Genomic DNA, 19,465 nt, shown 5'->3' on the forward strand with positions numbered 1-19,465 from the left:
GTGGACGATTACCAGCGCACCATACGCACGTTGTCAGACCGCATTGTGTTGGCCCAGGCGCCGATCCGCGTACTGGATGCGGTGAAGTGGGATGACAGCATCCGTCAGGGTTTTTTAAAGGCCAAGGGTAAGGAAATGCCGGCGGTCAGCCGTGATTATTACCTGTCCCGGCCGCTGTCTTTTGACTCCAGTGCGGTCAAGTCTGAGTTCCAGCACATCGAGCGCGACATCACCCGCCAACTGGGGCAGTTCAACCCGGTGGGGCAAATCATGCGGCGCATGTGCAAGGAATACCGCATGGTAGTGCGCATGCTCGAAGCGCGCGGCACTGAAGACTTCGGGCTGATATCCCAGGAGCTGTATGGCGCCGCGTCCGACGCGTTCCATGCCGGTGACCCGACGCTGGCCGACCTGGGCCTGATGATGTCTGATTACCTGGACAACATCGACGGGCGCGGAGACCTCAAGGACGAAGCCAAAAACCTGACCGCCAAGGATGCGGTGAGCCTGCTGCAAAGCCGCTTGAACAAAGTGTTTGGCGAGTGTGAAGAAACCATTCGGGTCTTCGAGTCGGACGGCATTGTCGCGGACGCGGCGGCGGGGGCTGATTACATCAAGATCCGCAGCGATGCGATGTTCAACGATCGCGACGTCCGGGCCCTGGAAGTTCATGAAGGGCTGGTCCACGTGGGCACCACGCTCAATGGCCTGAACCAGCCGATTTGCACCTTTCTGTCCAAAGGGCCGCCGTCCTCGACCGTCACCCAGGAAGGGTTGGCGATCTTGATGGAAGTCATCACTTTTGCGTCCTATCCCAGCCGTCTGCGCAAACTGACCAACCGAACCCGCGCCATTCATATGGTGGAAGAAGGCGCGGACTTCATGCAGGTGTATCAGTTCTTCCGCGATCAAGGCTTTGAGATGCCGGAAAGCTATGGCAATGCGAGTCGGGTTTTCCGTGGGTCGGTGCCAAATGGTCTGCCATTCACAAAAGACTTGTCCTACCTCAAGGGCTTCATCATGGTTTACAACTACATTCAGTTGGCCGTGCGCAAGGGCAAGCTTGAACAGGTGCCGCTGTTGTTCTGCGGCAAGACCACCCTTGAAGACATGCGCACCTTGCGTCAGTTGGTAGATGAAGGCTTGGTGGTTGCCCCCAAATACTTGCCGGACCAGTTCCGCGACATGAATGCCCTGTCGGCGTGGATGTGCTTCTCTAACTTCCTGAACCATTTGAGCCTGGATCGGATCGAAGCAGACTACTCCAACATTTTGTGAACCTCCCTTGCAGGTGCTGCTCTGGGCAGCACCTGCACCGGTTTGCCAAGGACGACCTTAGATGAAAACCCTGGCTGCACTCTGCCTGCTGCTCACCCTCAGCGGGTGCAGTTCCCTATTGTTTTATCCCGAACCCGGCCAGCCGATTACCCCAACGGCCGCGGGCCTTGCTTATAAAGACGTCAACCTCACTGCGGCGGATGGCACCCAGTTGCATGGCTGGTGGCTCCCGGCCAAGCCCGGCGTGCCGCTCAAGGGCACGGTGCTGCATCTGCATGGCAATGGCGGCAACCTGGCGTACCACTTGGGTGCCGTGGCCTGGTTGCCTGAGCAGGGCTACCAGGTGTTGATGCTCGACTATCGCGGTTATGGCCTGTCGCAAGGCAAGCCCGGTTTGCCGGCGGTCTATCAGGACATCGACGCGTCCTTTGACTGGTTAGCGCAGCAACCGTCTGTTCAGGGCCAGCCGCTGATTGTGCTGGGGCAGAGCCTGGGCGGTGCGATGGGCGTTCATTACCTGAGTCAGCACCCTGAGCAAAGAGCCCGGCTCAAGGCCGTGGTGCTCGATGGCGTACCAGCCAGCTACCGTGACGTGGGGCAATACGCCTTGAGCACATCGTGGGTGACCTGGCCCCTGCAAGTGCCGCTGTCCTGGCTGGTGCCCGATGCAGACAGTGCGGTGTATGCAATGCCCGAGATGAAAGACGTCCCGGTGCTGATTTTCCACAGCCTGGACGACCCGACCGTGCCGCTGTCCAACGGCATCCGCCTGTACCAGTCCGCACCGCCGCCCAAGGTGCTGCAATTGACCCGCGGCGGCCACGTACAGACATTTGCCGACCCGACCTGGCGGCAAGTGATGCTCAAATACCTGGAAGATCCGCAGCATTTCAACGGTGTGCGTCGGCTGGGTGAAATCCCGAACTATCCGCCAACCCAAGCGCCACAAGCCGAGACCCAGCAATGAGTGAAGAGCGTAACGCCATCCCCCTGATCATCACTGGCATTGGCAGCATCATCGGCACGGTGGCGTGCCTGTGGTACTACGGCTATTTGCACTTCGCCAAACCTGAGGATGCGTTGTTACTCAACGACTACACCATGCTCAAGACCTTGCCGGGCGAGGACTACAAAATCTCCCTGGCCCCGGCCAGCCAAGTGGCGCAGTGCATTGACGGAATCGTGGTGTTATTTGATACCGAACAAAAAGGTCTGACTGGGGTGTTGGTCAACAACAAGAAACAGGCTGTGCATTGCATGGGGCAAGAAACGCCGAAGCTGCAACCTTAAGATCAAAAGCACCCTCACCCTAACCCTCTCCCAGAGGGAGAGGGGACTGATTGAGAGATGCTGCAGAATTTTGTCGGTGCGTGAGTCTGGCGCTGAATGTGCAAGCGCTTTCTAGAGTGGACTGATTGAGAGATGCTGCAGATTTTTGTCGGTGCGTAAGCCTTGCGCTGAATGTGAAATCACTTCGGTAGAGCTCCCTCTCCCTCCGGGAGAGGGCTGGGGTGAGGGAAAAGCCATTCAACAAAAAGCCCCGCCTGATCACTCAGACGGGGCTTTTTATAGAGCGCTCAGCGATTAACGAATCGAAGAACGTGGAGCAACCGGCTGGTTGTCGTTGGAGATGGTCACTTCAACGCGGCGGTTTTGAGCACGGCCCGAGTTGCTGTTGTTATCCGCTACCGGATATTCCTTGCCATAACCTTGAGCAACGATACGCGATGGGTCTACACCTGCACGTACCAGTGCCGCTTTAACCGCGTTGGCACGGCGCTCGGACAGGTTCTGGTTGTAGGAAGCAGTACCTTTGCTGTCGGTGTAACCCTCGACAATCACCTTGCGATCCGGGTTCTGGATCAGGTAGTTGGACAGGGTGGCGATGCTTTCACGGCTGTTGGGTTTCAAGTTGGCACGGTCGAAGTCGAACAGTACGTCACCGAACGTTACCAGTGTGCCGCGATCAGTTTGCTTGGCGTTCAGGCCTTGCAGTTGTTTGATCTGCGCGTCACGGGCATCCAGCAGGGCCTGGGCACGATCGTTGCCAGCGTTTTTCAGCTGGTTTTCAGCAGTGCGCAGGGCGATGGTTTGCTTGGCCAGTTCAACACGCTGGTTGGTCAGGTAAGCCAGTTGGTCGACCTTGGATTCTTTGTCGTTGTCCTGATAGGCCTTTTCAGCCTTGTCCAGCCACTCGCCAGCGTCTTTGGTCTCAAGCGCTGCAACCTTGGTCGCTTCCGGGTTGGTTTGCAGGGCGGAGTAGTTGCTCTTGGCATTTTCCAGGTTGACGTTCGGCTGGTGCGAGCACGCTGCCAAACCAACGCTCAGAGCCAGCAGGGCAGGAATCATTACTGTATTGCGCATAATAGTTGTCCTTTCTATCTATTAGGAATGCTGTATCGCCAGTTGCGATCAAAGAGGGGCGGCTGTTATTGCAGGCCGCGCATGCCTTCTTGACGCAGTTGCTGAACGGCTTTCTGAGCATCCTGCACGGCCTTCTCGGCTTTAGCGGCTTGGGCTTTACGCTCTGCTACGCGAGCGTCCCATTCGGCTTGTTCGGACAGGCGACGGGCTTCGTCATATTTTTTGTCATGCATGGCCAGCTCAGCTTGTTTGAGCTTGTCTTGTGCCGACTTCATTTCCACTGGAGCGTATTCCGTACCGCCTGCGCTGACGGCGTTATTCACGGCCGACTGCGTCACAGCGTATTGCTCCGTTGGTGGATTGCCAGCGCAGCCGGCTAAAACGAAGCTGGCACCGATCGCCAATGCAGCCAGTTTCAGCCCGCGCAGGCGAGGAGAGGTGGTTTTGACAGTGCGGGTCATCATGGTCTTCAACTCCATTAGGAAACTCCTTAAAAACATCAACTCCATCACGACTGTTGGGTTACCTGGAGTAGTAGGACACAGGTTCCTGCAGTGATGGTCAAAGGTGTGACCTGAACGAAAATTGAATAGTTCAATAAAAAAGGTGGCAAATTGCCTAAAATTTTTTTGACCCGTGGGTCATAGACAAATTGGCTATTCAGCGCGCACATGGCTTGCCAGCGACGTCCATTGCGAAGCACTCTTGAGGCACGAGCTACCCCAGAATCTGCTGGAGAAATTGCTGATGACCGATATTGATGCACGCTTGCGCGATGATGTTCACCTGCTCGGTGAGTTGTTGGGTAAAACGATTCGTGACCAATACGGCGAAGCCTTTCTCGCCAAGATTGAACGGATTCGCCAGGGCGCCAAAGACGACCGACGCGGTACGCCGGGTGAGGAACTGAGCGCCATTCTCGATGCCTTGAGCGATGAAGAAGTGTTGCCCGTGGCGCGGGCGTTCAACCAGTTTTTGAACCTGGCCAATATCGCCGAGCAATACCAACTGATTCACCGGCGTGGCGATGACCAGCCGCAACCCTTTGAGTCGCAAGTGCTGCCCACGTTGTTGAGCCGTTTGCTGGCCGAAGGGCATGACGCTAAGTCGTTGGCCGGCCAACTCAGCGGTCTTGAGATTGAACTGGTTCTGACGGCCCACCCGACCGAGGTCACACGCCGCACCCTGATCCAGAAGTACGACGCGATTGCCGAGCAGTTGGCTGCTCAGGATCACCGCGACCTGACCCTGGCCGAGAAATCGCGGATCGAAGAACGTTTGCAGCGACTGATCGCTGAAGCCTGGCATACCGAAGAAATCCGTCGCACTCGGCCCACACCCGTGGATGAGGCCAAGTGGGGGTTTGCGGTCATTGAACATTCGCTGTGGCAGGCGGTGCCGAACATGCTGCGCACCGCCGACGCGGCGCTGCATGAGGCCACAGGCCTGCATTTGCCACTGGATTCAGCACCGATTCGCTTTGCCTCCTGGATGGGCGGTGACCGAGACGGCAACCCCAATGTCACCGCCAGCGTCACCCGTGAAGTGCTCTTATTGGCGCGCTGGATGGCCGCCGATCTGTACCTGCGTGACATCGATAAACTCGCCGCCGATTTGTCGATGCAGCAGGCCACGCCGCAACTGCTCGCAGTCGCGGGGGAAAACGCAGAACCTTACCGCGCAGTGCTCAAACAACTGCGCGAGCGCTTGCGCATCACCCGCGCGTGGGCACAGAGCGCCTTAAGCACCGCGCAGCCCGCGCCAGAAGGCACATTGCATGACAATCAAGACCTGCTGGCGCCCTTGAAGCTGTGTCATGAGTCGCTGCACGCCTGTGGCATGGGCGTGATTGCCGATGGTCCGCTGCTTGATTGCCTGCGCCGAGCGGTGACGTTTGGCCTGTTTCTGGTGCGTCTGGATGTGCGTCAGGACGCAGCTCGCCACACCTCGGCCATGACTGAGATCACCGATTACCTGGGCCTTGGCCGCTATGAGGATTGGGATGAAGATGAGCGCCTGCTCTTCCTGATGCGCGAATTGAACAACCGTCGCCCGCTGCTACCGGGTTATTTCAAGCCCAGCGCCGAAACCGCGGAAGTGCTTGCCACCTGCCGTGAAGTGGCCTCGGCACTGGGGGCATCGCTGGGCTCTTACGTGATCTCGATGGCGGGCGCGGCTTCTGACGTGCTGGCAGTGCAATTGCTGCTCAAGGAAGCCGGGCTTGAGCGCCCGATGCGCGTGGTGCCGCTGTTTGAAACCCTGGCAGACCTGGACAACGCCGGGCCGGTGATCGAGCGTTTGTTGCTGTTGCCGGGTTATCGCGCACGCCTGCATGGGCCGCAGGAAGTGATGATCGGCTACTCCGATTCCGCCAAGGATGCGGGGACCACGGCCGCGGCCTGGGCGCAATACCGGGCGCAAGAAAACCTGGTCAATATCTGCCGCGAGCAGGGCGTTGATCTGCTGTTGTTCCATGGCCGTGGCGGCACCGTTGGACGGGGTGGCGGCCCGGCCCATGCGGCGATTCTGTCGCAACCTCCGGGGTCGGTGGCGGGGCGTTTCCGTACGACCGAACAGGGCGAGATGATTCGCTTCAAATTTGGCCTGCCAGACATCGCCGAGCAAAATCTCAACCTGTACCTGTCGGCGGTACTGGAAGCCACCTTGCTGCCGCCCCCACTGCCGGAGCCGGGCTGGCGGGTGCTGATGGACGAACTGGCTGCCGATGGCGTCAAGGCGTATCGCTCGGTGGTGCGCGACAACCCGCAATTTGTCGAGTATTTCCGCGAGTCCACTCCGGAACAGGAGCTGGGTCGCCTGCCATTGGGCAGTCGTCCGGCCAAGCGTCGGGCGGGCGGGATCGAAAGCTTGCGGGCCATCCCGTGGATCTTCGGTTGGACCCAAACCCGTCTGATGCTGCCCGCCTGGCTCGGCTGGGAAACCGCGCTCACCCAGGCGCTGGCGCGCGGGGAAGGCGAGCAATTGGCGCACATGCGCGAACAGTGGCCGTTCTTCCGTACCCGTATCGACATGCTGGAAATGGTCCTGGCCAAAGCCGACGCCGATATTGCACGGCTCTACGATGAGCGTTTGGTGGGCCCTGAACTGCTGCCTTTAGGTGCGCACTTACGCGACTTATTGTCGCAGGCGTGTGAGGTGGTATTGGGTTTGACCGGGCAGTCTCAACTGATGGCGCACAGCCCGGACACGCTGGAGTTCATTCGTTTGCGCAATACCTACCTTGATCCGTTGCACCTGTTGCAGGCCGAGCTGCTCGCGCGCTCGCGGCGCCAGCAAACAGATCAGGGCAGCCCTCTGGAACAAGCGCTGCTGGTCACTGTGGCCGGGATTGCAGCAGGTTTGCGCAACACCGGCTAAGCTTTTGCGCCAGCCAAATGTCGTGTCGAGGTGTCTGGCAACGGGCCTTTTTGGGGTGTGGCCCGGCCTTGGCGCGACAGTTTATGGCAGGGTGGCGAGCTGTGACACCGCGTCGCAAGGGCTGGTTTACCACTGATTATTCCTACTTTGGCCCGCTTGTGTGGTCCGGGACGGCTGTGTATCTTGGTCAGCCCTTTGGCCGTTTGTGTGGCCATCACCCGATTTTGAGATTGGCCCCAAGAGGCGAGTCTGTTGTCATTTAAATAAAAAATTGAGGAGCACATCGATGCGCGTAATTCTGCTGGGAGCTCCCGGGGCCGGTAAAGGTACTCAGGCGAAGTTCATCACTGAAAAATTTGGCATCCCGCAAATCTCCACTGGCGATATGTTGCGTGCAGCCGTGAAGGCCGGCACCGAGCTGGGTCTTATAGCAAAAAGCGTTATGGACAGCGGCGGTCTGGTTTCCGACGATCTGATCATCAATCTGGTTAAAGAGCGCATTGCCCAGCCAGACTGCGTCAATGGCTTCCTGTTTGACGGTTTCCCGCGCACCATTCCTCAAGCTCAGGCACTGGTCGACAACGGTGTTGAACTGGACCACGTGGTTGAAATCGCCGTCGAAGACGAAGAAATCGTTCAGCGCATTGCCGGCCGTCGCGTCCACGAAGCGTCGGGCCGCGTTTACCACATCGCGCACAACCCGCCAAAGGTTGAAGGCAAGGACGATGTGACCGGTGAAGACCTGGTGCAGCGCAAGGACGACACCGAAGAAACCGTTCGTCACCGCCTGTCGGTTTACCACTCGCAAACCAAGCCGCTGGTTGAGTTCTACCAGAAGCTGGAGTCTGCTCAGGGCAAGCCGAAGTACAGCCATATTGAAGGGGTTGGCTCGGTTGAAGCGATCACCGCCAAGGTGTTTGAAGCGCTGAACTGATAAGTCGATTTTGCTTCGTCACAACAGCCCGCTTGCGGGCTGTTGTTGTTTATACTGCTGCACTTTTTTCAATTTTGATTGTGACGGGAACACCGATGAGCACCTTGCTGGCCCTGGATACCGCGACTGAAGCTTGCTCTGTTGCTTTGCTGCACGATGGCAAGGTCACGAGCCACTACGAGGTGATCCCGCGCCTGCATGCGCAAAAGCTGTTGCCGATGATTAAAGAGCTGCTGGCGCAGGCCGGGGTTGAGCTGTCGGCGGTCGAGGCGATTGCCTTTGGTCGAGGGCCGGGGGCGTTCACCGGCGTGCGCATCGCCATTGGTGTGGTGCAAGGCCTGGCCTTCGCCCTGGATCGCCCGGTATTGCCTGTCTCCAACCTGGCCGTTTTGGCCCAGCGTGCTTATCGCGAACATGGCGCGACCCAGGTAGCCTCGGCCATCGATGCGCGCATGGACGAAGTGTACTGGGGTTGCTACCGCGAGCAGGCGGGTGAAATGCGCCTGCAAGGCGTTGAAGCCGTCTTGGCGCCGCAACTCGCCGCGTTGCCGGACGCTGCTAGCGGTGAATGGTTTGGCGCGGGCACCGGCTGGGGCTATGCCGAGCGCTTGAACGTCAAACCTTATGCAATGGACGCCGGCATGTTGCCCCACGCCGAAGACTTGCTGACCCTGGCGCGTTTTGCCTGGGAACGTGGCGAAGCCATCCGTGCCGATGACGCCCAGCCGGTCTACCTGCGTGACAAGGTGGCGGCAACCCGTGCCGAGCGTGGCCTTATCTAAAGTCTGTAGGAGCGAGCCTGCCTCGCGATTTTTGATGTCGAACAGATCGCGAGGCAAGCTCGATCCTACAGTGGGTCACCCGGCCATTTGCTTAGTCTGGCCAACGCCGCTAAATTGCGGTTATCGCTACCGAGCTTGCCCCTATGCGCATTGACGGCTTTTCCTCTCAGTCTTACCCCATCAAGCGCAAGCCGCGTAAAGGCAAGGTGCAGGTTGACGAGCCGGTGGACGAAAGCCCCGCCGACAGTGAAAACCTTCCGCAAATCACCCGCCAGACCGCTTCGGGCGAGCGGATCAGCCAGTTGCCGGTGCGCTCCCAAGACATGATTTTCCAGCGCGGCATGAGCAAAAACGCCGCCAGCGCCCTCGCCAGTTACCTGACCACCCAAGGTTTTGTGGACTGGGAAATAGAAGTGATGGGGCTGGACCTGTACATTTGACGGCATGACTGATGCCCAACTGCCTTATTACCTCGGCTGCCCGTCCTGGAGTGAAAACGCCTGGCGCGAAGGCCTGTACCCCCAAAATGCCCAATCCACTGAGTTTTTGAGCCTGTACGCGCAGGTGTTCAATACCGTTGAAGGCAATACCACGTTCTATGCCAGCCCCAAGCCCGCCACAGTCGAGCGCTGGGCGCAGAGCATGCCTGAACACTTTCGCTTCACCGCCAAGTTCCCGCGGGAGATCAGCCACAGCGGCGATTTGCGTGAGCAGGTGCTGGCCACCGAGAGCTTCCTGCAACTGCTAAAGCCCTTGGGCACGCGTGTCGCACCGTTTTGGCTGCAATTGCCGGCGAGCTTCGGGCCGCATCGGTTGGCTGAGTTGCTGAGCTTTATCGACGACCTGCAACGCCCACTGGCCGTCGAAGTGCGGCATCCGGAGTTTTTCGCCAAGGGCGATGCCGAGCGCTTGCTCAATCGCTTGTTGATGGAGCGCGGGGTCGAGCGTATTTGCCTTGATTCGCGGGCGCTGTTCAGTTGCGACTCCAGAGATCCGGCAGTGCTGCACGCTCAATCCAAAAAGCCCAGAGTTCCACCGCGCCCGGCAGCTTTTACTCAGTCCCCGCAGGTGCGTTTTATCGGGCGTCCGGAGCTGCAAGCCAATGACCCTTACTTGAAGCCTTGGGTTGAAAAAGTCGCTGACTGGATAGAAGAAGGGCGCACGCCGTATGTGTTTTTGCACACCCCGGACAACCATCTGGCACCGGAACTGGCGCGGCGTTTCCATCAGCAGTTGACCGAGCGCTTGCCGGGGCTGCCGGCGCTGGCCCAATTGCATCAGCCACAGACAGTCGAGCAACTGGGCTTGCTTTAAGCCGCCAGCCGCAGGTTGTTGACGACCAGCGGGCGGGCCCAGGCCAGGTCAAAATCCAGGGCGTGCTGTTGCTCCATCAAGGTCACGGCGTCGAACGGCTCGGCCGGCTTGTCCAGCAAGTCCAATTCAAACTCGGCAATGGGCAGGTGCAAAGGCCGCGGTTCAGGCGCCGGCCCAGGTTCGGGTAGCGGGTGACCTTGCGCCATGACCAAGGGGCGAACCCACGTGGTGTTGAACGCCTGCTGGTGCTGTTGCGCGGTAATTTCCTCAGGCGGGAAGGGCGGTGCCGGGGGCGGCAGTAGATCCAGCTCGAACTCGGCGATAGGCAAGAACAGCGCCTCGGGTGGTTGTAGCTCGGTGTCCTGAACATCGCAGCGGCGCTGGGTCATGATGTTGCTCAAGACATCATCGCCACCCACGGGCTCGGCCTGCTCATCCACCGGGACTGTGGGGGCATCAATGGCCGGGAACGCTGTATCCGCTGACGACTGCTCTGCCATCGCCTGGGCATAGAAGTCCTTCCACAGGTGGTTGACGCTGCCTGTGACTTGCGAATTGTGCCGGCCATAGTCGCCAACGGGGGCGATAAAGCCGATAGATGTGGAATGAATGTCTGACATAGCTCTCGGTCGACGCCCAGCTCTGGCAAAATGCCGGATATTTCATTTATCGGCAGTGTTTGCCGATCATTAAATTTTTGAGCGTGTTTTAGATGAGTGAGCAAGCAGCAGGCAGTCGTATCAAAGTCGAGGCGTTGGACGAGGCCTATCAGGCCCTGGCCGAGCAATGGGCTGAGCGCCTGGGCCTGCCACTGGACGAGCCGCAGGCAGACTTCGCCTTGCAAGTCGGCGCCCAGGGGTTGCAACTGCAACAGCTAGGCCCGGATGCACCCGGCCCGGTCCGGGTGGATTTTGTGGAAGGCGGCGCGGCCCATCGACGCCTGTTCGGCGGTGGCACCGGGCAGATGATTGCCAAGGCCGTGGGGATTCAGCAGGGCGTGCGTCCGCGGGTACTGGATGCCACGGCGGGTCTGGGCAAGGATGCTTTCGTGCTGGCGAGCCTGGGCTGTGACATGAGTCTCATCGAGCGCCAGCCTTTGATTGGCGCCTTGCTGGAAGACGGGCTGGCCCGTGGGCAAGAGGATTTTGAGGTCGCGCCGATTGTCTCGCGCATGCACTTGCTCAAAGGAAACTCCATCGACGTGATGCGCAATTGGGAAGGCGAGCCGCCGCAGGTGATCTATCTCGACCCGATGTTCCCACACCGTGAGAAAACCGCTTTGGTGAAGAAAGAAATGCGCCTGTTCCGCCCTTTAGTGGGGGATGACAACGACGCGCCCGCGTTGCTGGAGGCCGCGCTGGCGCTGGCGACTCACCGTGTCGTGGTCAAGCGCCCACGCAAGGCACCCTGCATTGCCGGGCCCAAGCCGAGCCATGCACTGGACGGCAAATCGAGCCGTTACGATATTTATCCGAAGAAAGCGCTCAAGCCCTGATCAGCTGAGCTTTTGCAGATAGGCGGGCAGCGGTTGCTCCGGTAACACCGATAGCACTTTGAGCTTCTGCAACATTCGTTGCCGGGCCCGTTGCAAGTGTTCGCGCAGGTTGAGTGCGGCGGCGTCGAAGGCGCCATGCAGCAAGAGTTCGAGGATCAGCCGATGCTCTGCGAGCATCGCCGGATCGGCGCCGATCCCCAGCAAACGGTAAAAAATCCGGCTGATGATCATCGGGCTCTGGCCTTGGCGGATCAGCATGGCGATCTTGCGGTTTTGCAGGCCGGCCAGGCAGTGCTGATGCAAGTCTTGCTCGATCTGCTCAATGTCTTCCAGGCTGCACAATGTGGCGCTCTGCGCATCCAGCACACGTTGCAGCATGGCTTCGAGCATCGCTCTTTCAAGGCCCGGTGCACTCTGGCGCAAGGCTTCTGGCTCCAGGCAGGCGCGCAGTTCGTAGTCTTCGGTCACTTCCCGCGCAGTCAACGGCCCGGCCAGCCATTGCGAGTAAGGTTCTTTTTCTACCAGACCCCGGTCGCGCAAGCGCATCAGCGCCTCACGGACCACGGCGCGGCTGACGTTGAAGTGGTCAGCGGCGACCTGTTCGTCGAGCCGATAGTGACCAAAAACAATGCACGTCGACAGCGCTGAGCCGATCTCCTCGACGATCCGCTCGCCCAGCGGACGCGTGTCCACCAACTCCGCTTCGTCATTGAGCCCCAAATGTGCGTGGGTCAACGGTAGGCGCTGCGGCTCCAGATCCAGGCCCTCGGGGTTGATCAAGTAGCCCCGGCCATTGAAGCGGCAGATCAAGCCTTCGTCATGCAGCAGGTCCAGCGCCTTGCGTACCGGCACGCGGCTGGTGCCGAACAGATCAGCCAACGGCGCTTCGAGCAAAACCAGACCGTGACGAGCGGTGCCGTTGATGATGGCTTCACGCAACACTTGATGAATCATCGCGTAACGGGATGCCGAGGCGGACACTGCTTTCATCGGTTTCTCTGGGGCACATAAGGAGGTAGCCGGGGATTCTCTCATAGTTGTGTCTGTCACTCAGCGCCACATCCGCGACACTTTTTGGGGCGATGAAGAAGGAGGGTGTTACTTTTTTGCACCAAAATGTATCTATTCAAAAAAGATACATTATTTCATTCGCGAGATATTGCAAGCGACAGGCCGATTTTTGAACAGCCTTTAAACCCTTCTATCCCGTGACTCTCGGTGAAATCCTGATTCTCTTGAACCTGTCGATGGCGCGACTGGCATGAAAGCTGCCTTTGATAAAACGTACTTTTTATTAATTTGTACGTTTTTTGAAAGGGCGGCTCTCTGCCCATTGATTGTTTAGGAGGTTCGTAATGGCTAAAGACATCCTCTGTGCGTTCGGCGTCGACGTTGACGCCGTCGCCGGCTGGCTAGGTTCCTACGGCGGTGAGGACTCGCCAGACGATATTTCTCGCGGCCTCTTCGCCGGTGAAGTGGGTGCGCCACGCCTGCTGAAACTGTTTGAGCGCTATGGCCTGCGCACCACCTGGTTTATTCCCGGCCATTCGATGGAAACCTTTCCTGAGCAAATGAAGGCCGTGGCTGACGCCGGTCACGAAATTGGCGTACACGGCTACAGCCACGAAAACCCCATCGCCATGACCGCCGAGCAGGAAGAAATCGTCCTCGATAAATCCATCGAACTGATCAGCCAAGTGACTGGCAAGCGCCCGACGGGCTACGTGGCCCCGTGGTGGGAGTTCAGCAAGGTCACCAACGAGCTGCTGCTGAAAAAAGGCATCAAGTACGACCACAGCCTGATGCACAACGATTTCCACCCGTACTACGTCCGCAAGGGCGACAGCTGGACCAAGATCGACTACAGCCAGCACCCCGACACGTGGATGAAACCGCTGGTGCGCGGCGAGGAAACCGAGTTGGTGGAGATCCCGGCCAACTGGTACCTCGACGACCTGCCACCGATGATGTTCATCAAAAAGGCGCCCAACAGCCATGGTTTCGTCAACCCGCGCCATCTTGAAGAAATGTGGCGCGACCAGTTCGACTGGGTGTACCGCGAGCATGAACACGCGGTGTTCACCATGACCATCCACCCCGACGTGTCCGGCCGCCCGCAAGTGCTGCTGATGCTTGAACGCCTGATCGAACACATTCAGAGCCATGCTGGTGTGCGCTTCGTCACTTTCGACGAAATCGCCGACGACTTTATCCGCCGTAACCCACGTACCTGAATACCAATCCCGTCGAAGCGAGCCTGCTCGCTCCGACAGGGGGCAACCCACCCTTGAGGCGCGATTTATGTCTATCTACGACAAGCTTGACCTGACTGGCTGGAAACCCAGACAACTGACCTCCCAGGAGGTGCGTTTCGCCACCTGGATCGCTTTTTTCGCCTGGGTGTTTGCGGTGTATGACTTCATTTTGTTTGGCACTTTGCTGCCGGAGATCGGCAAGCACTTTGGCTGGAGTGAGATAGAACAGGCAGAAATCGCGACGTGGGTGGCGGTGGGGACGGCGGTGATTGCGCTGGCCATCGGCCCGATTGTCGACAAGCTGGGGCGTCGTAAAGGGATTATTTTCACCGTCGCGGGTTCTGCACTGTGCTCGGCGCTGACTGCACTGGGTGGAGCGTGGGGCAAGTCGCCACTGATTCTGATCCGTTCGCTGGCTGGCCTTGGGTATGCCGAAGAAACCGTCAACGCCACCTATTTGAGCGAGTTATACGGTGCCTCCCAAGACCCGAAATTGACCAAGCGTCGTGGTTTCATCTACAGCCTGGTACAGGGCGGCTGGCCGGTGGGTGCGTTGATTGCCGCGGGTTTGACCGCCATTCTGTTGCCGGTGATCGGCTGGCAAGGTTGCTTCATTTTCGCTGCGATCCCGGCCATCGTGATCGCCATCATGGCGCGCAAGCTCAAGGAAAGCCCGCAGTTCCAGATCCATCAACGCATCAGCGAACTGCGTAAAAACGGCGCAGTAAAAGAAGCTCAAAACGTCGCTCAAACCTACGGCGTGGATTACGACGAGCACAGCAAGGCGGGCCTTAAAGCCGCGTTCCGTGGCCCGGCCCGCCGTGCCACGCTGGTGATCGGCGCGGCCTTGCTGCTCAATTGGGCGGCGATCCAGGTGTTCAGCGTGCTCGGTACTTCAGTGATCGTCAGCGTGCACCATGTCTCTTTTGAAAACTCGCTGATCATCCTCGTACTGTCCAACCTGGTGGGCTACTGCGGCTACCTGAGCCACGGCTGGATGGGCGACAGGATCGGTCGTCGCAACGTGATTGGCCTAGGCTGGATGCTCGGCGGTCTGTCCTTCGCCGGGATGCTCTTTGGCCCGCACAACATGGCCGTGGTGGTCGGTTTATACAGCCTGGGGCTGTTCTTCCTGATCGGCCCGTACTCGGCGGCGCTGTTCTTTATCAGTGAAAGTTTCCCGACCAGCATCCGAGCCACCGGCGGCGCGATTATTCATGCGATGGGGCCGCTGGGTGCAGTGGTTGCAGGTTTTGGCGCGACCCAAGTGTTGTCCGCTGGCAGCGACTGGCAGACCGCCGCGCTGTGGTTCGGCGCCGTCCCGTGCTTTTTGTCCGGTGCCCTGATGTTTGCCGCGCGCCATGTGCGTCCGGAAACCGTTCAGTAAGGAGTGTTTGATGATGCGTAAAGTTGCCTTGATTACAGGGGCCGCCAGCGGTATCGGCCAAGCACTGGCCGTGGCCTATGCGCGCCATGGCGTGGCGGTGGTCGGCGGGTATTACCCGGCGGACCCGCATGATCCCCAGGCCACTGTTGCTCTGGTGGAGCAGGCAGGCGGCGAGTGCCTGATGCTGACGCTGGATGTGGGGGATAGCGCGTCTGTGGAGGCGCTGGCCGAGCAGGCGGTGAAACACTTCGGGCGCCTGGATTACGCCGTCGCCAACGCCGGGTTGCTGCGTCGTGCGCCGCTGCTGGAAATGACCGACGCACTGTGGGACGAGATGCTCAATGTCGACCTGACGGGGGTGATGCGCACCTTCCGCGCAGCGACCCGGCATATGAGCGAGGGCGGTGCGCTGGTTGCCATTTCGTCCATCGCCGGTGGCGTGTATGGCTGGCAGGAACACAGCCACTACGCGGCGGCCAAGGCCGGAGTGCCGGGGTTGTGCCGCTCGCTGGCGGTCGAACTGGCGCCTTTGGGGATTCGTTGCAACGCGGTGATTCCGGGCTTGATCGAGACCCCGCAATCTCTGGATGCGAAAAACTCGCTGGGGCCGCAAGGGTTGGCCAAGGCTGCACGGGCGATCCCGTTGGGCCGGGTCGGGCGGGCCGATGAAGTGGCGTCGCTGGTGCAGTTTCTGACCAGTGATGCGTCAAGCTACCTGACCGGACAAAGCATCGTCATCGACGGTGGCCTGACCGTTCGCTGGCCGGATTGATTCGCCCCCCGGCCGCGACTACACAATTTCTCAGGATCTGGAGTTTTTGCATGACACAACTCACTCATCGCCGCGCCGTGATTACGGGCGCGGGCAGTGGCATCGGCGCTGCCATAGCGAGGGCCTACGCCGCCGAAGGTGCACGCCTGGTATTGGCTGATCGCAATGCCGAGAGCCTCGCTGAAACCGCAGCCACGTGCCGAAATCTCGGTGCCGACGTGTTCGAATGTGTGGCCGATGTCGGCACTGTCGAAGGGGCTCAGGCCAGTGTCGACCGCTGCGTCGAGCACTACGGCGGCATTGATATTCTGGTTAACAACGCCGGCATGCTGACCCAGGGGCGTTGCGTAGACCTGTCCATTGAGATGTGGAACGACATGCTGCGCGTCGACCTCACCAGTGTATTCATCGCCAGCCAGCGCGCCTTGCCGCACATGCTGGCGCAACGCTGGGGGCGGATCATCAACGTGGCCTCGCAATTGGGCATCAAGGGCGGCGCCGAGCTGACGCACTACGCTGCGGCCAAAGCGGGTGTGATCGGGTTTACCAAGTCCCTGGCCCTGGAAGTGTCCAAGGACAACGTACTGGTCAACGCCATCGCACCGGGGCCCATCGAAACGCCGCTGGTGGGCGGGATCAGCGACACCTGGAAGCGCGCCAAGGCCGCTGAACTGCCGCTGGGGCGCTTCGGCCTGGCGGATGAAGTGGCGCCCGTTGCCGTGTTGCTGGCCAGTGAGCCGGGTGGCAACCTGTTCGTCGGCCAGACCCTTGGTCCGAACTCCGGCGACGTCATGCCGTAAGTGAGGTGCAGTGATGTGCGGACTCTGTGGGCTGTTAGGTGAAGACCTGCACTGGAGCGACCCGTTAGGCGATGAACTGCCCAGGCGGCGTGAACGCCTGCGCCGGATTGCTGCGATCAATCAGGTGCTGGCGGTGTTCCGGTTCAAGGTCGAAGACTTCCAGGGCACGTCCTACCTGCTACTGGGCCCGACCGGCAAGCAGGAACTGGCCAGCGGCCTGGATTCACTGTGGCAGGCCGCCGAGCGCATGCTCGGCCGGCCGTTGGACCCGCTCGATCCGCGTCTGCTGGATCATTTGGAACCTTCACCGCTACAGGAGTCAGGCTCATGAGCATTGCGCTTAACGTCATCACCGGCTTTCTTGGCAGCGGCAAAACCACCTTGCTCAAGCGTCTGTTGCAAGGCGAAAGCCTGGGCGACACCGCGCTGCTGATTAATGAATTCGGCGATGTGGGGATCGATCATCTGTTGGTGGAGGAGGTCGCGCCCGACACCGTGCTGCTGCCCAGTGGCTGCGTCTGCTGCTCACTGCGCGGGGAGCTTAAAGACGCGCTGCTGGGGTTGCTGCAACGCCGCGAACGCGGGGAGATTCCAGCGTTCAAGCGGGTGATTCTGGAAACCACCGGGCTGGCTGATCCGGCGCCGATTCTTGCCACGTTGAATAACGACGTGCAACTGCGAGGGCGTTTTCATATCGGCCTGGTGGTTACCTTGGTCGATGCCACTCACGCGGCCGTGCAAGAGCGTTTACACCCGGAATGGCTGGCCCAGGTAGCGGCGGCGGATCGCTTGCTGCTGAGCAAGACTGATCTGGCGGGCGACAGTGAACGCCTGCGCGCGCATTTGCAGCAACTCAATGCCGGTACGCCGATTCTTGATACCCATGACATTCGCAGTGGCGATCAACTGTTGCTCGGCGAGGGCTTGCGCAGCGCCGAACCCAGTGTAGAAGTCAGTCGCTGGAAGCTACACCAGACCACCACCGCCACTCACGGCGCTGCGCAAGTATGCAGCCTGACCTTTGATCAGCCGCTGGACTGGGTGGGATTCGGGGTGTGGTTATCGATGCTGCTAAGATGCCACGGCGAACGAATTCTTCGTGTCAAAGGATTGCTTAACGTGAACGCCAGTAACGCTCCCATCGCCATTCATGGTGTGCAGCACTGCCTGCATGCCCCGGTTCATCTGCCTGCCTGGCCGGGCACTGACCGACAATCGCGGCTGGTGTTTATCGTGCGCGGGCTCGACCCGGCGTTACTGCGCCGCTCCTTCGACGTGTTCTCGCGCAGGTTCGCAGCATGATCACCTTACGTGTCCTGGGTACTTCCGTGACCTTGCTCGAATGCCTGCGGGTCCGTGCCGAGCAGGAATTGGGCATCCGCCTGGTGTACCAGGTACACGACGTCGAACAGGCCCAGCGCATCGCAGTGATGCATCCCGACAGCTACGACCTGTACGACCAATGGTTTCATAACGTTGATTTTGTCTGGCCGGCCAAGGCCATTCAGCCCATCGATACGCAGCGTATTGCGTTGTGGCATGAGATCAACGACTTGCCCAAGCGCGGTCGCCTGTCTGTCACTGACCGGCTGGGCAGCGGCAGTGTGCCGTGTGAGCGCTTGTTCGTGCAGCATGACGGCAGCCTGGGCAGTGCGGTGACCGAGCGCATCAGTATGCTGCCCCTGACCCACAACGCCGATAGCTTTGCCTACCGCCCTGAGCGTCTGCCCGAAGGCTTTTGTTGCGACAACGAAAGTTGGGGCTGGCTGCTCGACCCTGCGTGGAGCGGGCGTATCGCTTTGCAGAGCGACGCCGCCATTGGCGCGCTGGATGCAGCGTTGGCGGTGCAGGGCGCGGGTCTGGTTGCCTTCAATGACATCGGCAACATGAGCATCGAAGAGATCGACGCGCTGGCTGACATTTTGGTGCGCAAACAGAAAGTAGGGCACTTTGCTGCGTTCTGGTCGGATGACGAAGTGGCCGCGCGATTGATGCTCAGCCCGAGCATTGATATCCAGAGCTTATGGTCGCCGACCCTGATGCGCCTGCACCGCGCCGGGGTCAAATACCGTCTGGCAGTGCCACGCGAAGGCTATCGCGCCTGGTTTGGCGGCTTGTCATTGTCACGCCATGCCAAGGGGCCGGTGCTGGATGCGGCCTATGCCTACCTCAATTGGTGGTTGTCCGGCTGGCCGGGCGCGGTGATGGCGCGTCAGGGCTATTACATCGGCAACCCGGCCCGTGCCCGTGACCACCTGAGCAGTGCCGAATGGGATTACTGGTACGCCGGCAAGCCCGCGCGCGAGGCGCTGCTGGGCAGTGACGGCTTGCCGCTGATCGATATTGGCGAAGTGCGCGACGGTGGCTCCTACGAACAACGCATGGGGCACATCGCGGTGTGGAACTCGGTGATGGATGAACACAACTATCTGGTACGTCGCTGGAGCGACTTCATGCGGGCGTGGGTGTGAAAATAGCCCGGTAGACTGCAATCTTTTAAAGATCAAAAGATCGTAGCCTGCGGCATTTCCTACGAAAATTTTATGGCGCGGCTTTTGATCTGGCTTTTGATCTAAGGAGCCCATTAAACCACGCTGGCCTCACACAGGTTTTGCGCAGTGGGTAACCCGGCAGGACGCCGGGTTAGCCGCGACACGGCCAGGGATGGCCGATCGCGGCGGGCCCACGGAGCAAGGCCTGTGTGAG

Annotated in this window: 20 protein-coding genes; 16 read left to right on the forward strand and 4 right to left on the reverse strand. The window is 59.7% G+C overall.

Features of this window, described 5'->3' with window-relative positions; translation table 11 throughout:
- The 3 genes from NTD86_RS15135 (at position 1) to NTD86_RS15145 (ending at position 2,568) form a co-directional block, all read left to right on the forward strand.
- On the forward strand, positions 1-1,278 hold the full coding sequence (locus NTD86_RS15135; RefSeq protein WP_262203367.1) for a flavohemoglobin expression-modulating QEGLA motif protein: 1,278 nt from the start codon (positions 1-3) through the stop codon (positions 1,276-1,278).
- Positions 1,279-1,339: 61 nt separating this feature from the next.
- Positions 1,340-2,245 carry an alpha/beta hydrolase gene (locus NTD86_RS15140; protein ID WP_262203369.1) on the forward strand — a complete coding sequence of 302 codons (906 nt, stop codon included), beginning with the start codon at positions 1,340-1,342 and terminating at the stop codon, positions 2,243-2,245.
- Positions 2,242-2,568: a hypothetical protein gene (locus NTD86_RS15145; RefSeq protein WP_262203370.1), complete on the forward strand. Its 327-nt coding sequence runs from the start codon at positions 2,242-2,244 to the stop codon at positions 2,566-2,568. Before NTD86_RS15140 ends, NTD86_RS15145 begins: the two co-directional genes overlap by 4 nt.
- Positions 2,569-2,862: 294 nt before the next feature.
- On the opposite strand, the gene NTD86_RS15150 is transcribed toward NTD86_RS15145, so the two are convergent.
- A complete protein-coding gene (locus tag NTD86_RS15150; protein WP_262203371.1) occupies positions 2,863-3,642 on the reverse strand; it encodes an OmpA family protein in 780 nt (259 codons plus the stop codon).
- Positions 3,643-3,707: 65 nt separating this feature from the next.
- On the reverse strand, positions 3,708-4,121 hold the full coding sequence (locus NTD86_RS15155) for a DUF4398 domain-containing protein (RefSeq protein ID WP_048368136.1): 414 nt from the start codon (positions 4,119-4,121) through the stop codon (positions 3,708-3,710).
- Positions 4,122-4,389: 268 nt separating this feature from the next.
- On the opposite strand from NTD86_RS15155, the gene ppc reads away from it, so the two are divergent.
- The 5 genes from ppc (at position 4,390) to NTD86_RS15180 (ending at position 10,050) form a co-directional block, all read left to right on the forward strand.
- The gene (ppc, locus tag NTD86_RS15160; RefSeq protein WP_262203372.1) at positions 4,390-7,020 is read left to right on the forward strand and encodes a phosphoenolpyruvate carboxylase; all 2,631 of its coding nucleotides are present in this window, start codon (positions 4,390-4,392) and stop codon (positions 7,018-7,020) included.
- 286 nt (positions 7,021-7,306) lie between these two features.
- Positions 7,307-7,954, forward strand: coding sequence for an adenylate kinase (gene adk / locus NTD86_RS15165; RefSeq protein ID WP_262203373.1), 648 nt, complete (start codon positions 7,307-7,309; stop codon positions 7,952-7,954).
- 95 nt (positions 7,955-8,049) lie between these two features.
- Positions 8,050-8,736 carry a tRNA (adenosine(37)-N6)-threonylcarbamoyltransferase complex dimerization subunit type 1 TsaB gene (gene tsaB / locus NTD86_RS15170; RefSeq protein ID WP_262203375.1) on the forward strand — a complete coding sequence of 229 codons (687 nt, stop codon included), beginning with the start codon at positions 8,050-8,052 and terminating at the stop codon, positions 8,734-8,736.
- Positions 8,737-8,879: 143 nt separating this feature from the next.
- Complete coding sequence (locus NTD86_RS15175; RefSeq protein ID WP_262203376.1) at positions 8,880-9,176, forward strand: hypothetical protein; 297 nt, start codon at positions 8,880-8,882, stop codon at positions 9,174-9,176.
- Positions 9,177-9,180: 4 nt separating this feature from the next.
- Positions 9,181-10,050, forward strand: a complete 870-nt coding sequence (locus NTD86_RS15180) for a DUF72 domain-containing protein (RefSeq protein ID WP_262203377.1) — start codon at positions 9,181-9,183, stop codon at positions 10,048-10,050.
- Here the strand turns inward: NTD86_RS15180 and NTD86_RS15185 are convergent.
- On the reverse strand, positions 10,047-10,670 hold the full coding sequence (locus NTD86_RS15185; protein ID WP_262203378.1) for an energy transducer TonB: 624 nt from the start codon (positions 10,668-10,670) through the stop codon (positions 10,047-10,049). The genes NTD86_RS15180 and NTD86_RS15185 overlap by 4 nt on opposite strands.
- Positions 10,671-10,762: 92 nt before the next feature.
- Between NTD86_RS15185 and NTD86_RS15190 the strand changes: the two genes are divergently transcribed.
- Complete coding sequence (locus NTD86_RS15190; RefSeq protein WP_262203379.1) at positions 10,763-11,545, forward strand: class I SAM-dependent methyltransferase; 783 nt, start codon at positions 10,763-10,765, stop codon at positions 11,543-11,545.
- Here NTD86_RS15190 and NTD86_RS15195 read toward each other — a convergent pair whose 3' ends face one another.
- The gene (locus NTD86_RS15195) at positions 11,546-12,535 is read right to left on the reverse strand and encodes a GntR family transcriptional regulator (protein WP_262203381.1); all 990 of its coding nucleotides are present in this window, start codon (positions 12,533-12,535) and stop codon (positions 11,546-11,548) included.
- Positions 12,536-12,900: 365 nt separating this feature from the next.
- On the opposite strand from NTD86_RS15195, the gene NTD86_RS15200 reads away from it, so the two are divergent.
- The 7 genes from NTD86_RS15200 to NTD86_RS15230 all read left to right on the forward strand — a co-directional run bounded on the left by NTD86_RS15200 (position 12,901) and on the right by NTD86_RS15230 (position 19,230).
- On the forward strand, positions 12,901-13,779 hold the full coding sequence (locus tag NTD86_RS15200; RefSeq protein WP_262203383.1) for a polysaccharide deacetylase family protein: 879 nt from the start codon (positions 12,901-12,903) through the stop codon (positions 13,777-13,779).
- Positions 13,780-13,846: 67 nt separating this feature from the next.
- Positions 13,847-15,187, forward strand: a complete 1,341-nt coding sequence (locus tag NTD86_RS15205; protein WP_262203385.1) for an MFS transporter — start codon at positions 13,847-13,849, stop codon at positions 15,185-15,187.
- Positions 15,188-15,197: 10 nt separating this feature from the next.
- The gene (locus tag NTD86_RS15210; protein ID WP_262203386.1) at positions 15,198-15,959 is read left to right on the forward strand and encodes an SDR family NAD(P)-dependent oxidoreductase; all 762 of its coding nucleotides are present in this window, start codon (positions 15,198-15,200) and stop codon (positions 15,957-15,959) included.
- Between the two features lie 50 nt (positions 15,960-16,009).
- Positions 16,010-16,759, forward strand: a complete 750-nt coding sequence (locus tag NTD86_RS15215; RefSeq protein ID WP_262203387.1) for an SDR family NAD(P)-dependent oxidoreductase — start codon at positions 16,010-16,012, stop codon at positions 16,757-16,759.
- 13 nt (positions 16,760-16,772) lie between these two features.
- Entirely contained in the window at positions 16,773-17,090 is a 318-nt protein-coding gene (locus NTD86_RS15220) for a hypothetical protein (RefSeq protein ID WP_262203388.1), read from the forward strand.
- A complete protein-coding gene (locus tag NTD86_RS15225; protein ID WP_262203390.1) occupies positions 17,087-18,061 on the forward strand; it encodes a CobW family GTP-binding protein in 975 nt (324 codons plus the stop codon). The genes NTD86_RS15220 and NTD86_RS15225 overlap by 4 nt, the downstream gene beginning before the upstream one ends.
- The gene (locus tag NTD86_RS15230; RefSeq protein ID WP_262203391.1) at positions 18,058-19,230 is read left to right on the forward strand and encodes a PotD/PotF family extracellular solute-binding protein; all 1,173 of its coding nucleotides are present in this window, start codon (positions 18,058-18,060) and stop codon (positions 19,228-19,230) included. The genes NTD86_RS15225 and NTD86_RS15230 overlap by 4 nt, the downstream gene beginning before the upstream one ends.
- The last annotated feature ends 235 nt before the right edge of the window (positions 19,231-19,465 follow it).

The organism is Pseudomonas sp. 7P_10.2_Bac1, from assembly GCF_025465935.1.
In the GTDB taxonomy this organism is placed as follows: Bacteria; Pseudomonadota; Gammaproteobacteria; order Pseudomonadales; family Pseudomonadaceae; genus Aquipseudomonas.